The organism is Ancylomarina sp. YFZ004 (genome assembly GCF_054254355.1).
Genome location: NZ_JBTCHQ010000012.1, coordinates 1 through 14,168 on the forward strand (window position 1 = coordinate 1; position 14,168 = coordinate 14,168).

A 14,168-nucleotide genomic window follows, 5' to 3' on the forward strand; every position below is an offset into this window, starting at 1 on the left:
GACATTTCGCAATTGAGAGGGGTTAGTAAGGAGAGGTTTTATTCTCACACTAACATTTTCTTTTAGTCATAGCTATTACACCCCTCTGTATCTCCCCTGAAGGGGAGACTTTTGCTTCGCAATTAGAAATTATGGGATACTTTTGGAATCAGTTCTTATCGCTTGAAAAAGCTAATCTTCTTTTAATTTTCTGAAACTTGCCTTCCATCTTAATTTCAGCAAACAAGATACCTGCAAAAATCATTAAGCCACCTATAACAGTTCTTTCAGTTAGAGCTTCGTTTAAATAAAAATAGGCTGTGATTGCAGCGAATAGTGGCTCAAATGAAAAAATAATTGAGGTTGTTATTTCAGATATATACTTCTGATAATAATTCTGAACCGTATACATAAAAGCGGTGGCAAATAAAGCAGTGAAGATAATGGCCTGCCAAACCTTATACTCGTTTGGGAAATACAAGTCCCCTTTAATACTTGAATAGCTGATACAAATTATGCCAACTAGAAAGAACTGAGTTATAGATAGTAATATAGCATCACTCTTACCTGCATACCGACCCACCATGATAATATAACTTGCAAAAAGAATAGCTGATAAGAAGACCCAGCTATCGCCAATATTGAGACTCAAATGACTCCCTAATGTCAGAAAAGCCAATCCCATGGTAGCCAAAATTACAGCAATTATAATATTTAAACTAGGTAATCGTTTTTGGATAAGCGAAAGAAGCAGCGGAACAAACACAACTGATAAACCCGTAATAAAACCACCCTTAGATGCACTTGTATATTGCAAGCCTATGGTTTGTGCCAGGAAACTAAATAAAAGCGGTATGGCTAATAAAGCGCCATACTTTAAAGTCGCCCAGTCGTATTTTGCAAAGCGTTTAAAAAAAAGACACACTAACAAAAGCGTAGCCAATAGAAACCGATAGCCAAGAAAGCTGGCAACACTCATTAAGGATACGGCATCCTTAATAAAAACAAAGGTCATACCCCAGAATATCGTTCCTAATAATAAAAGCAAGATGGCTTTGATTTTAATATTCATATTTTAAATTTTAGAAGTTGAAATTTTGATTTGTTAGCCCATATGATAAGGGCAAAGCATTGACTTACATATCCCAAGTATGTGGGAACGAATAACAAAACCTGCAATTTCTTGTCTAAAAATTAAAACGAATAAAAAGCCTAAAATGGCATACGAGAATAGCTTCATAAGTCATTAATATTTAATGATGAAGCTATGGTACACAGAGGTGATCTATGATGAGCTAAGGTGAATTCCGAAATCTTCCATAGCATGGAATATCACCAATTACAAAATATTTAGATGCTCAATCTGGTGCGAATATATCCTTTTTTCATGAAAGACAAAAACAGGCCTATCAATTTCTGACATACTTTAAAATTGAGCCTAAAAAAAAGGTGCAGCCTCATGACTGCACCCACCTATTTTAACGTCAAATTAAAACAGTCTATTGTAGCTTAGTTGTAAGCTTCCTTTTTCCCATTGATAACTACAGATTTCAATTGCATAAGTGCATAGGCTTCACCAAAACATTCTTGACAGGTCTCTTGAATAAAACCAATGCCAGGTGCCAACCACACCGTCCCACCATAATCGATTAAATTATCATTATGGAAATTGAACATTAAACAATTGTCAATCACAATATCACCAATACTAACACTCGCCTCTCTATCGGCTAAGGTCACTTTCCCAGGGCCATAGTTCCAACTTGTATTTACCTCAGCAGCTAGATCAAATATCATTTCTTCCTTATTCGTTAATGCCTGGCTTATGACATAAACTTTATCATTCTTTACCCTGTAAAATCGAGACGTTTCGTAATCATTAAGCATCTCAAAATACGCTTGCCCATTTAGGCTCTGTATTTGTACCACTTCCCGCTTACCTCTGAGTTCAAATTCCCATTCGTTTCCGATATTCAAAGGGAAATAGTTAAGCACTGGTGCATAATCAATTTCATTTTTTTGACTCACTTCATTATCCTGATCACAAGACATAAAAGCAAATAGTAGTAAGCAAAAGATAAGTAGGTTTTTCATAAGATGAACATTTATGTTTCTTTCAAGATGACTCAATTCTAAAAAGGTTGCTTGGAATACAACTGTTTTTTTCATAAAGAGCACTTGACTTATTCTGTCCAGATAAATCGCGATGGATACAATACCCTAATTTTCAAAAAAAAAAGGTGCAGCCTCACGACTGCACCCACCTATTTTAACCCCAAATCAAAATAGATAAAAAACTCTTTACAGGTAAATAGAATGGCATATTATAATTACAACTGTATTAAAGTTTTACTTAAACAATTCTTGCAAATTTTGGACACTTGCAAATACAAACCTTTTAACTTTAATTATGATGAGAGAATACCATAAAGGTTGCGTCTGGTCCTTACTTTTTTTTATGATATACAATTCGACCAATCTTACACCTAGAAAAAGGAACAATCTAATTCATTCACCTATTGAGCTTTGCGATAATTCATTTCACCCTTTCAGGGCTTTAAAAAAACAATCATCAATTTACAAAGGGCTTTCCCCCTTTGCTAATCGATCTCACCCCTTTGGGGCTTGTATAACCTGACATTTTAAATCAGCGTCGAACTATTCATTGTATTTCTGCGATCATCCGCGCAATCTGCGGGAAATCATTTTAGTCATCCAATTATTCATCACTAATCGATAATTACGAATTAGCTTCAATCATATTTCATCTTAACAGATCTGTGTCAAAAATAATAATTCAAAGGCTCATTATTTGTAAGCTGGAAAACTAAGCTCTACTTGCGAGCCTTCCCCATATACAGACTCTATTGAGATTTTAGCCTGATGAAGACATATAATCTGACGCGTGACACTGAGTCCAATACCAGAACCATTCTCACGCGTTGTGAAAAAGGGCACAAAAATATTCTTGATATCTTCTGACTTGATTCCCACACCATTATCTATGATTCTAATCAAGGTCTGTTCTTCACAGTTTCTACAGGCAATCACCTGTATTATTCCCTTATCGCTTATGGCATGTTGTGCATTCTGAATCAGGTTAACCAAAACCTGTACCAAAAGTTTCTCATCGGCTTCAATAGATAGATCATCAGCCTCAATGGAAAAATCATATTGAATCCTAACATCATCATCCAAAATGAGTAGTGCTCTCACATGCTCAAACAAATGATGTATACTGACTGTTTTTATTTGTGGTTTGGGAATGCGTGTTAATTGGCGGTAAGAATCAACAAAATGCATCAAACCTTCCCCTTGCTCCTGGATCACTTGTAATCCCAAACGTGTTTTCGAAAGATTCTTTTCACCAATCACTGATTTGGCATCAATCTGTGAATAGGTGCGAGACAAAGTTTCAGAAAGGGAGGTTAGTGGCGCAATGGAATTCATGATTTCATGAGTTAAGACAGAAATTAATCGCTGCCAGGATTCCAACTCTGTAGCATCCATTTCACTTTTAATATCCGAGAAGGAAAGCAATTTCCAATTATCGGTGTTAAGTTTGATACAGGTACAGGAAACAAACAAATGCAGCGATTTTTGATTCACAGAAGTTTTCAACACACGACTCTCTCCTGCTTGGATGCTTTGAAAAAGCTCAACCAAATTTGGGTCCGTTTTAAGTAGGGCTTTTATACTCACCAAATGATGCACACCAAGCAATTCTCTTCCTTTTCGATTAATATTCTCAACCAATCCCTGAGAATTAAAGCTTAAGATACCCACCGCGGCATTCTCGATAATGGCATCGCTTACGATCTCCTTTTGCTGGTATTTCATACGCAGGTTCTTGATGATCTGATTCACAACCTGCATACTATCCCGTAAGTCATTAAAGGATTTACCTTCATCTGTATGCTGCAAATTTAGAGCTGTCTCGTCATTCTTAACAGCTAGAAAAAATTGACTGAGTAATCGATTGGTTGAATTCAGGTCATGCATCAAAGAGTAAACCAGATAAATAATCAATCCCAGTGGTGCAAAAGCCATATAAAGATAAGGACTCTCCCATATCAACCACCCCATGAAAATGGAAAGCAAAACAATAAGACCCAATTTTAGAATCAATTGCACAAAGAGTTTCTTATAGATCATACTTTTTCAATTTACTGTAGAGTGTGGGACGAGAAACGCCCAATTCACTAGCAATTCGACTCATATTTCCAGAATGATGCGACATTGCCAAGGCAATCTGTTCCTTTTCCATATCAGCTAAGCTAGCAGGCTTGTATTCCCTTTCTCTCTTTGTGGATTGATGGAATAAAAATTCATCGGCCATTAATTCCTTATTATCAGTCAGAATCACCGCCTTCTCAATGGTATGTTGTAATTCTCTCACATTGCCCGGCCAGGCATATTGCATGAGCTTATCTAAAGTCTTAGTAGAGAAACGAAGCTTGGGTTTACCGTACTTCTGAGCATACTTGCGCAGATAAAATTCAGCCAACACAGCAATATCCTCTCCCCGTTGGCGTAGGGGTGGCACATCGATGTGTATGGTATTAATTCTGTAGAGTAGATCTTCTCGAAATTCCCCATCAGCAACCATTTGTATCAAGTCTCTATTGGTGGCACACACCAAACGAATATCAATTTCTCTGATTTGGTTATCGCCCAGGCGAATCAATTGACGTGTTTGCAAAACAGACAGGAGCTTGGCTTGCATGGCTAAAGACAGGTTGCCAATCTCATCGAGAAATAGGGTTCCTCCCGAAGCCAGTTCGAATCGGCCTAACTTAACGGCCTTGGCATCGGTAAAAGCGCCTTTGGCATGACCAAAGAGTTCACTTTCGAATAAGGATTCGGAAACAGCGCCCATGTCTACGCTTATCAACACAGCATCCCGCCTTGCCGACTGAGCATGAATTTCTCTGGCAATCAACTCTTTTCCTGTTCCATTCTCACCCAATATGAGGACATTCACATCTGTAGCCGCGACTTTCTGTATGATCCTATTCAAATTGAACATGACCTTTGATCGGCCAATCATTTGCGTTTCACTCTTATTCAAAACTTGAGTTAGGCTCTGCTTTTCCCCTTCCAGGCGATCAATCTTTTGTTTGGACTGCCGTAACTGAATGGCCGTTTTGATGGTCGTGATTAGCTTTCGATTGTCCCAGGGTTTCAAAACAAAGTCAACCGCTCCCATCTTAATAGCTTTTACGGCCAGTTCCACATCACCATAAGCGGTCAGAAGAATAATACTGAGTTTGGGGTCGTGCTCCAATATTTTATTCAACCAAAAGAGGCCTTCGTTACCCGTATTTACCCCTGCGGAGAAGTTCATATCTAATACCACCACATCAATAGAGTGATTCTCTAGAGTACTCAACAAACAATTCGGATTTGAAAGTGTGATCACCTCATCAAACTCATCTTGAAGCAGGAGTTGTAAGGCCACCAAGACAGATTTTTGATCGTCAACAACTAAGATTTTACCAGTAGACATAATTTTATAACTTTAGCTCTTCAAATGTAAAAATAAGAAGCATACTAGTCAACATAGTGTAAAGTATTCTTACAGTCTTTTTTTTAATATTTTACAATCTAACTGCACAGACACAGCGACCTTAGACGACAAGCATCTGATTATCTAGGCCTAGAGTCTTATGGCATAGCGATTGAACAATTGTTTTAGAACATAAAGATGAGATCAATAATTAAAACTTGATTAGCATTCAATCAATAAAACAATCGTATCACAAAACCTATTGGCATGATAAAAATTAAAAACCTAAGCAAAAGATTCCAAACTGAAGAAGTTGAGACCACCGCTCTCAACCAGATTAATCTCGATATAAAAGAAGGCGAATTTGTTGCCATCATGGGACCGTCGGGTTGTGGCAAATCGACCCTACTCAATATATTAGGTATGCTCGACAGTCCTACATCCGGCGATTATTATTTTAACGATCAGGAGGTCGGCAATCAGAAAGAGAAGCAGCGCAATGCCATACGTAAGGGTAATATCAATTTTGTATTCCAAAGTTTTAACCTAATTGATGAGCTTAACGTTTTTCGTAACGTAGAATTACCACTCAACTACCTTAATGTAAGCAAAGCTGATAAAAAGGCTAGAGTTTTAGAAGTTCTGGATCGTATGAAGATTGGGCATCGCAAGAATCATTACCCGCAACAACTATCGGGTGGACAGCAACAGCGTGTGGCCATTGCTAGAGCTGTGTCTGCAAAACCTAAACTTCTACTTGCCGATGAGCCCACAGGTAATTTGGATTCTAAAACAGGATTGGAAGTGATGAATTTGCTTACCGAACTCAATAGCGAAGGAATGACGATTGTAATGGTAACACACTCCGAGCGAGATGCTGAGTTTGCACACCGCGTTATTCGCCTATTCGATGGTGAAGTGATGACAGAGAAAACCGCTAAAGAATTCGCTACTATTAATTACTAAGCTAACACCCCAAACCCATGATATTAAATCAAATCCTAAAGAACAAGAAATGGTACGGCATCAACACCCTTGGTATAGGGCTGGCCTTTGCTGTTGCCCTTATCATATTCACCCACGCCAAAAAAGAACTCTCCTACGATAACTTTCATTCAAAAGCGGATGATATTTATCGTATTCTCAATATAAATACTGAAACAAATGGACTACCGCTAACTACAGGAATAAGAGGGGAACTTATTCTTCCTCTTTACGAAAACTTCCCTGAAATTAAAGAAGTCACTAGGTTGATCCCTTCTCAAAATTCAGTCATAACTGCTAATAAAAATAAATTTTCCACAAAACAGATCTTTTTTACAGATAAGCACTTTTTTAAGCTCTTCGATTTTAAATTGATTAGCGGTAACAGAGAAAGCTTATTTGATCAACCCAATCAGGTGCTTATTAGTAAAAAGACAGCTTTGGCTTACTTTGGTACGGAAGAGGTTCTTGGTAAAGAGATTAAAATTCAAACTCAATATTTGTATTCCAAATCTGGCAGCTATACTGTTGCAGGTGTTATGGAAGACTTTCCAGACAATTCACATTTTAAAGCCGAACTGCTATTTTCTTTAAATAACAAGGAAGATCAATCAGATGCTTTTACTAATGCTTATACTTATCTTTTATTAAATAAAGAACGAGATTTAAGCTCACTAAAATCTCTAATTGATTTAGAGTGGAAGAATCATAATGAAAATGGTGAATCTGATCCAATCTCCCAATTAATGCCTTTAAGAGATATCCATTTATACAGTCATAATACTGATGAAATGGATATAAATGGTAGTATGACCTCCTTAATTATATTGATCATAGGTGCGCTAATTGTTTTTCTGATTGCTTTTATCAACTTCACCAATTTAAACTACGTGCAGTTTATTACTGATCTGAAAGATTTTAAAATCCATATGATCAATGGGGCATCTTATTCTAATTTAGCCAGGATCATTGTCACCCGATCACTTATTCCTATCAGTTTTGCTATCTTAGTGGGTGGGCTTTTAGCTTATAATTTTGATGCTTTTAGCGGTTCAGCTTTTAATCTTAGCATCTCAGGTTTAGATATGCTTTGGATAGCTTTCGTCTTTTACCTGATCTTTGCCTTAGCTTCTCTTCTACCATTGGTCACAACTAAAGTTTCGAAAGACCTAGCTCGTTCTCCCTACCAAGGATCCAAGAAGTTTGTAGCCTCATTGCTTTTCCAGTTTATGCTTTCCATTGCTGCAATTATAACAACCATTGTCTTGCACAAACAAATCGATTTGGTCAATGATCTGCATCCTGGCGATGAAAAATCATCCATAGTCATGATGCAGGATGTTCCTTTTCATATGATTCAAAAATATGAAGTCTTAAAGGAATCCTGTTTAAAGCATCCTGAAATTAGAAATGTTAGTGCAGCCTTTTACAAACCAGGACTTAATATGACCTATGCATTTCCTATTGAAATGGAAGGTGTTGATAAATCTGTGGAAACAAAACTGAATGTGTTTTCTATCGAGGCAGATTTTTTCAAGCTATTCAATATCAAACCTCTTGCTGGATCACTAGAAATGGGTATTACTTCATCCATTGGATGGGAAAGACTTGCTCTTGCGATAAATGATATGAACCCTAATCACGAAGCTACCCGGAAGATTTTTGATCAATACACTAAAGAACATCCTGGTTTTCAAGAAAAATATATTTTAAATCTATCAGCTCTAAAAGTTTTAGGCATTCAGAAGCCTGAGGATGCCATCGGCAAATCATTTAAATTTAATTTTGCTTCGCCTGAAATGTTTAAAAAAGGTAAGGTGATTGGAGTCATTGGTGACTTACACTACGGAGACATGTTCTCTAAGGAAAAGCCAATGGTAATGGCAGCCAAGAAGATGTTCAATAGTACGTTTATTGCCAAGATAGATCCCAACAGAAAAGCTGAGGCATTAAAGGTATTAACACAAGAATGGGAAGCTTTAGCACCTGATCATCCCTTCAAATATGAGTTTGTTGATGATTTGTATGAGCAAATCTATTTCAACCAATACAAAGAGATGCGAGCCTTAACACTGTTCTCAATCCTATCGATTATTCTATCCGTATTGGGTATGTTTGCTTTGTCTTCTTTTAGTATTCAACACAAAACGAAAGAGATTGGTATTCGAAAAGCTAATGGTTCCACATCATTTGAAATCCTGATGCTGTTGATCAAGGAATACACACAATGGGTGATCGTGGCCTTTCTTATTGCTTGCCCTATTGCCTATTATATCGCAAGAGATTGGCTCAGCAACTTTGCCTACCGTATTGAACTAAGCTGGTGGATATTTGCATTATCTGGCATCATGGCACTTATTATTGCCATACTAACTGTGAGCTGGCAAACATGGAAAGCTGCAATACAGAATCCTGTTGAAGCATTGAAATATGAATAAAAATAAATCGACTATAATTATGAAGAGAACTTTCCTATTAAAGGGAAAGTTCTCTTTTTATTTTAAGATAAAATGTAAACCAATATACATGACTAAACGACAGACATAGTTTGAAACTATAGTCCACAAGAAAATACTAATTTGTTTATCTTTGGGCTCACTATTTTCTCAAAACATGAACAAAACTCATATTATATTTGCAATAACTACACTTCTTAGCCTAATAAGTTGTGACAAGGAAACTTCTGAATACCCAAGAGAATATACCAGTCACTCTATTGTCGATATTACGATTAAAGTTTATACTAAAGATGGGGATATTAGCTCGAATCCTATCGGTAAAGATTTTATCGAAAGACATAAAGATATTATAAGCAAACTTGATACTAAAAAATTTGCAGGGCAAATGAAGGCGACTTACACCTCTGATTCTAATGTGGATATTGCTTTTGAGAACTATACTGGAATAAGAGATGTGCATCAAGAAGCAAACCTTGTATATTGGGAAGATAAAGAAATAAGCCAGATTTCTACAAAGGATAAGTTCAGTAATAAAACGTTCCTCTTACACAAACCTCTATATTATATTGAATCCGAGCTTCCAATTGCAACGGGATTTACAAAAAACACGGATTTCAAACATTGTTATTATTTAAAGTCAACAAAAGGAATGCTTAAATACCCACTGATCGAAATTTTATTCAAATATCAGAATGGGCTAAGTTATTTCTCAGAAAACAATAATGAATTTGATAAATCATGTGTATCAGAATTTACGGAAACAGATACCCTTCTTGTTCAACAAGCCTGGCTCGAAATGATCTAATCAAATACTTGGTTACATCTACATCCACCTGCTACAAAATAACAAATATCCATTGTCAATTGTAGTTCCCTTATTAACGCTAAAAGTGGAAATTATTTAAAATATTAATATAATGGGTAGGGTTTTCTCAATAGAGATTGTTGTTATCAGATAGAGTAATAAGCAAACATTCAAACCTATTATATGTTGATAAAATCTAAATGGCTAAAGCCCTTTACACAATTATGCTTTTTAAGTAGTATTCTTTTTATTTCTTCTTGTCGCACCTATTACGGAGATGGTCTTGCCGGAGGTATTTATACCCATATGCAAAGTCCCATGGCTGAAGGTGAAGAAAGCGTATCACGAAACTATTTTGGTGGAAAGTACAATAAGGATGTCAGCTATTACGAGAATGAAAAGAATGAATCTGCTGAACTTTCATACCATTATGCAGTATCAGAAGAACACGTCACTTATGCCATTGGCGCATTTGGTTTTTTAGGCAACTATCAGGTTAAAAACTTACCCAGCAAGTTTGAAGATTTTGATGGTGACCACTCTTACTATGGAGGAGGTATACGAGCAAAAATCGCTTTAAATATCCCCCTTAGCAGTAGGACTCACTGGCGTGTTATTGGTTTACAGAGCAGTTGGCATATAGAACGTGGCGACTACTCCCGCTTTAAAGATAAACTAAGACGATTGGAGAACATTGAGAATGGTGACGCCATTAACTCAGGAATTAACACAAGTCAAGATTTCTCAAACCTTTGTTTTTATCCTTATACCGAATTTGCCATCAAGCTAGGAGATGACTGGCAACTGACACCCCAATTTGGTTTTGGATTAAGGCTCAACGAACTGATGGCTTTACGAGGTTTTGCTGGTCTTAATATTTCTTACAAAGGCTTTCATATTTGGGGAATAGTTCAAGATGTTGGGATGAATTTGGATAGAGTTTTATTGAGCGATTTCAGTCAACGACAGATGGGTGATAACAATCACTTTCAGCTGGGCATGGCATTTAGTTTTTAAACTAAGAAATCACCAATAATCTACACGTTCACTTAGGCTTAATAAATAATCTTATGAAATCAAAAAAATTCAAACGCATACTTCTTAGCATTGTAGCACTCTTTATATTGATTGCTTTTGCAGGTATAATCAAGTTCAATGTTTTACAAGATGATATCTACGACGAAACTTCAGCTATTTCATCTGAGGACAAAGCGCTTTTTATTGGTTCATGGGTAGAACCTATACCAGGAACCCCAAATTCTATTCAGGGTTTTACGTTAAACGAAGATGGTACGGCCAGTTCTATAAATATGCACACACTTCTTTATCAGAAATGGGTTTTGAAACCCGTAAAGTTAATCCTAACAGCCAAGAGCATAGGCAATCATAGCTCCTCTATTGATGATGAGGAATATACCATAGAATTTGTTTGTAAAAATAGTCTGAAGCTAAACAATGGCTATGCGAGCTTTACTTATAAGAGGCAATAATGACATTCATTTATCTATTGGGTTTCCCTGTAGATTATCTCACCCTTTCAGGGCTTAACACAAAAAGAGAATTAATCTCCTATCAATTAAACAATCCAGTTATTCATCAATAATTACAAATCCCTCATTATTAATTATTTTTTTTGACCTTTCTTCATGTTGGCCTTTCCTTTAAGCTTTTTATCTTTGCAAGTTCAGAAAAAGCCTATGCAAACAATAGAACAAATACTAGAGAGTTTTGGTGATCGAATCTTATCTAGCCGAAAAATAGCCGCTCGAAAAGCACAATACGTACCCATCCCTTCCGATATGAATCCTGAACTTCAGGATTGTCTTCGTCAGATGGGATATGATCAGCTTTACTCCCATCAAGCTGAAATGTACAAACGAGCCATGCAAGGCGAAAATCTGGTTATTACAACAGGTACGGCTAGTGGCAAATCCTTATCCTTTTATTTACCCGTAATTCAGCGTATACTTGAGAACCCAAGCCGACGTGCTATTTTCATTTACCCTACCAAGGCTCTTACCAAAGATCAATTACGAAACATTGTTGATTTCGTGGAGTATTTTGGCAAGCATCGCATTCAGGCAGGTATTTACGATGGGGATACACCAGCTAATGAACGTAGCCGTATTCGTCAGGAGGCTAATATCATTCTCACCAATCCCGACATGATTAATGCGACCTTTTTGCCCAATCATAATCGCTATGGTTTCCCGCACCTGTTTGCCAATCTCGATTACCTGGTTATCGATGAGCTACATGCTTACAGAGGTGCTTTTGGTTCACAAGTTTCTAATGTGATGCGTCGCTTGTTACGTATTTGCAATTACCATGGCAACACACCTCATTTCCTATGTAGCTCTGCAACCATTGCCAATCCTGCCGAACTAGCCGAAAATATCTGCCATCAGCCCTTTGAACTTATCGACGAAGATGGTTCACCGGCTCCTGAAAAAGAAATTCATTTTTGGCAACCCGAATACATTAAGAAAGCGCAACGTAAACGCTCTGTAACCGAAGAATTGAAAGAACTCTTACCCAACTTGATTGGCAATATGGTGAGAGTGATCACTTTTTGCATTTCGCGCCGGGAAACGGAGATTGTCACCAAAGAATGTCGAGATATTCTTGCTCATGATCCTTTAAAGCTAGGTCCTGATATGTCTGATAAAATATCGGGTTACCGAGGAGGTTATACGCCTTTGGAACGTGCCCGAATTGAAAAAGATTTGCTTGAGGGAAATATTTATGGTGTTGTTTCTACTTCTGCTCTTGAGTTGGGTATCGATATTGGTGGTTTGGATATGGTTGTGATGGGTGGTTTTCCAGGCACACGTGCTAGTTTTTGGCAACAATTAGGCCGTGCAGGTCGTAAAGGGAATAAGGCTCACGCTTTACTGATGCTAAAAGAAAAACCCATGGATCAGTATGTGGGGATGCATCCAGAATGGCTACTACAGTCAGCATCGGAAAATGCGGTGATTGATAAGAACAACCTCTACATACAATTGGCTCACATTCGTGCCGCTTCTGCCGAGTTGCCTTTAACGATAGATGATATCGCAACTTTTCCCGATCTGGGAGAAATTATTCCTCTCCTGCAAAAGGAAGGTGAATTGAGTGAACATTATGGGCAATATCAATGGAGTGGTCAACTCTCTCCTGCTCATGAAATCAGTTTGAGAAATATGACCAGCGATACTATTAAAGTGGTTGACAGAGAAAAGGAACTCACCATTACCACGGTTGATTTGATACAGGCTAAGAAAGAATTTTATCCTGGTGCCATTTATTTGCACGACAGTGTGCAATACAAGAGTATTGATCTGGATTTGGAAGGGAAAACCGCTTGGGTTAAAGAGGTGGATTCCAATTATTATACTGAACCTCACAAGCCGGGTAATATCGATATTCTAATGGAGCATGATCAGCAGGAAGATAAACGCATCTATAGCTGCTTTGGTGATGTTCGTGTTAGTGTTCTCGTCTCGGGATATAAAATGGTGCAATTCAATACCCATCAGAACTTGGGTTACGAAGGTTTGACACAAATTCTTGAATCACAAATGGAAACCGAAGCCTGTTGGATTCAGATACCAGACAATGTGGTGCAAGTCTTCGTGGCTACTGGAAAAGCACCAAGTCTCGAAGCTTCAAAACAAGATGAGGAAGACAAACAAGTGCCTCGATTTGATTATACCGAAGGTTTAATTCATTGCCTAAAAGCCGCAGCATCCATGCGTGTTATGGCTACCCATTCCGATTTGGGTGGTGGTGTCTTTGGTTTTGCTCATCCCAAATCACATTTACACAAACATGCCATTATTCTCTTCGATGAATATCAAGGTGGTTTAGGTTTCTCTGAAAAAGCCTTTGAGTTTATTGGAGAAATTATTCAAAATGCAGGTCAATTGGTTAAAGATTGTCCTTGTAAAGAAGGCTGTCCAGCTTGTGTTGGCGATCATCGCATAAACAAACACCTTATTCTATGGGCCCTTCGTTCTTTCTATAAAGAAGTTCCCTTGCCTAAAGGTATCTACATAGATGGTTTGCCTGCTTCTTTGCCCAAAGTCTTAGAAAAAATTGAATGGCAGCAAGTAGAAAGTCAATGGCAGGAACTGTTGAATCGATTTGAAAAGGGAAAACACTTCGGGGCTCGCTTCTTAAAACAAAGTTCTGATTTCGAAATAAAAGGGACTGACCTTATTCTTTTCTTTGCGGATAGTAGTCTGAAATTGGCTCAAAAACCTGAAGTCATAAAAGGGCTTGAAGCAGAATTGGCTAGACTGATACAGCTACCCGAGCATTTCGAGTTACACTTACGTGTTGATGATGGCGAGGCTAATATCAAAAATCAATTGAAACTGCAACGGATTATGAATAACGGAAAGGGCTATTTGAATAATTGAGTAAAAGAGTAAAAGAGTAAAAGAGT

General features: G+C 37.5%; 10 protein-coding genes. 6 read left to right on the forward strand and 4 right to left on the reverse strand.

What is annotated here, in order from left to right:
* Positions 1-148: 148 nt before the first annotated feature.
* The 4 genes from ACXR6G_RS16535 to ACXR6G_RS16550 all read right to left on the reverse strand — a co-directional run bounded on the left by ACXR6G_RS16535 (position 149) and on the right by ACXR6G_RS16550 (position 5,488).
* Complete coding sequence (locus ACXR6G_RS16535; RefSeq protein WP_458362555.1) at positions 149-1,051, reverse strand: DMT family transporter; 903 nt, start codon at positions 1,049-1,051, stop codon at positions 149-151.
* A gap of 437 nt (positions 1,052-1,488) precedes the next feature.
* Entirely contained in the window at positions 1,489-2,148 is a 660-nt protein-coding gene (locus tag ACXR6G_RS16540) for a hypothetical protein (protein WP_458362556.1), read from the reverse strand.
* A 639-nt stretch (positions 2,149-2,787) separates the two neighbouring features.
* Positions 2,788-4,134 (reverse strand): sensor histidine kinase, encoded by a 1,347-nt coding sequence (locus ACXR6G_RS16545; protein WP_458362557.1) that lies wholly within the window; start codon positions 4,132-4,134, stop codon positions 2,788-2,790.
* Positions 4,124-5,488, reverse strand: a complete 1,365-nt coding sequence (locus tag ACXR6G_RS16550) for a sigma-54-dependent transcriptional regulator (RefSeq protein WP_458362558.1) — start codon at positions 5,486-5,488, stop codon at positions 4,124-4,126. Before ACXR6G_RS16550 ends, ACXR6G_RS16545 begins: the two co-directional genes overlap by 11 nt.
* A 267-nt stretch (positions 5,489-5,755) precedes the next feature.
* On the opposite strand from ACXR6G_RS16550, the gene ACXR6G_RS16555 reads away from it, so the two are divergent.
* The 6 genes from ACXR6G_RS16555 (at position 5,756) to ACXR6G_RS16580 (ending at position 14,142) form a co-directional block, all read left to right on the forward strand.
* Positions 5,756-6,454, forward strand: coding sequence for an ABC transporter ATP-binding protein (locus tag ACXR6G_RS16555; protein WP_458362559.1), 699 nt, complete (start codon positions 5,756-5,758; stop codon positions 6,452-6,454).
* A 17-nt stretch (positions 6,455-6,471) separates the two neighbouring features.
* Positions 6,472-8,910: an ABC transporter permease gene (locus tag ACXR6G_RS16560; protein ID WP_458362560.1), complete on the forward strand. Its 2,439-nt coding sequence runs from the start codon at positions 6,472-6,474 to the stop codon at positions 8,908-8,910.
* Between the two features lie 175 nt (positions 8,911-9,085).
* Positions 9,086-9,736, forward strand: a complete 651-nt coding sequence (locus ACXR6G_RS16565) for a hypothetical protein (RefSeq protein ID WP_458362561.1) — start codon at positions 9,086-9,088, stop codon at positions 9,734-9,736.
* 183 nt (positions 9,737-9,919) lie between these two features.
* Positions 9,920-10,753, forward strand: a complete 834-nt coding sequence (locus tag ACXR6G_RS16570) for a hypothetical protein (protein WP_458362562.1) — start codon at positions 9,920-9,922, stop codon at positions 10,751-10,753.
* A gap of 53 nt (positions 10,754-10,806) precedes the next feature.
* Positions 10,807-11,226, forward strand: a complete 420-nt coding sequence (locus tag ACXR6G_RS16575; RefSeq protein WP_458362563.1) for a lipocalin family protein — start codon at positions 10,807-10,809, stop codon at positions 11,224-11,226.
* Between the two features lie 207 nt (positions 11,227-11,433).
* The gene (locus ACXR6G_RS16580) at positions 11,434-14,142 is read left to right on the forward strand and encodes a DEAD/DEAH box helicase (protein ID WP_458362564.1); all 2,709 of its coding nucleotides are present in this window, start codon (positions 11,434-11,436) and stop codon (positions 14,140-14,142) included.
* Positions 14,143-14,168: the final 26 nt, after the last annotated feature.

Coding starts and splice junctions, on each gene's coding strand:
- ACXR6G_RS16580 (WP_458362564.1), top strand. CDS start 11,434: ATGCAAACAATAGAACAAATACTAGAGAGTTTTGGTGATCGAATCTTA.
- ACXR6G_RS16540 (WP_458362556.1), bottom strand. CDS start 2,148: ATGAAAAAAACAGTTGTATTCCAAGCAACCTTTTTAGAATTGAGTCAT.
- ACXR6G_RS16550 (WP_458362558.1), bottom strand. CDS start 5,488: ATGTCTACTGGTAAAATCTTAGTTGTTGACGATCAAAAATCTGTCTTG.
- ACXR6G_RS16535 (WP_458362555.1), bottom strand. CDS start 1,051: ATGAATATTAAAATCAAAGCCATCTTGCTTTTATTATTAGGAACGATA.
- ACXR6G_RS16545 (WP_458362557.1), bottom strand. CDS start 4,134: ATGATCTATAAGAAACTCTTTGTGCAATTGATTCTAAAATTGGGTCTT.
- ACXR6G_RS16560 (WP_458362560.1), top strand. CDS start 6,472: ATGATATTAAATCAAATCCTAAAGAACAAGAAATGGTACGGCATCAAC.
- ACXR6G_RS16555 (WP_458362559.1), top strand. CDS start 5,756: ATGATAAAAATTAAAAACCTAAGCAAAAGATTCCAAACTGAAGAAGTT.
- ACXR6G_RS16570 (WP_458362562.1), top strand. CDS start 9,920: ATGTTGATAAAATCTAAATGGCTAAAGCCCTTTACACAATTATGCTTT.
- ACXR6G_RS16575 (WP_458362563.1), top strand. CDS start 10,807: ATGAAATCAAAAAAATTCAAACGCATACTTCTTAGCATTGTAGCACTC.
- ACXR6G_RS16565 (WP_458362561.1), top strand. CDS start 9,086: ATGAACAAAACTCATATTATATTTGCAATAACTACACTTCTTAGCCTA.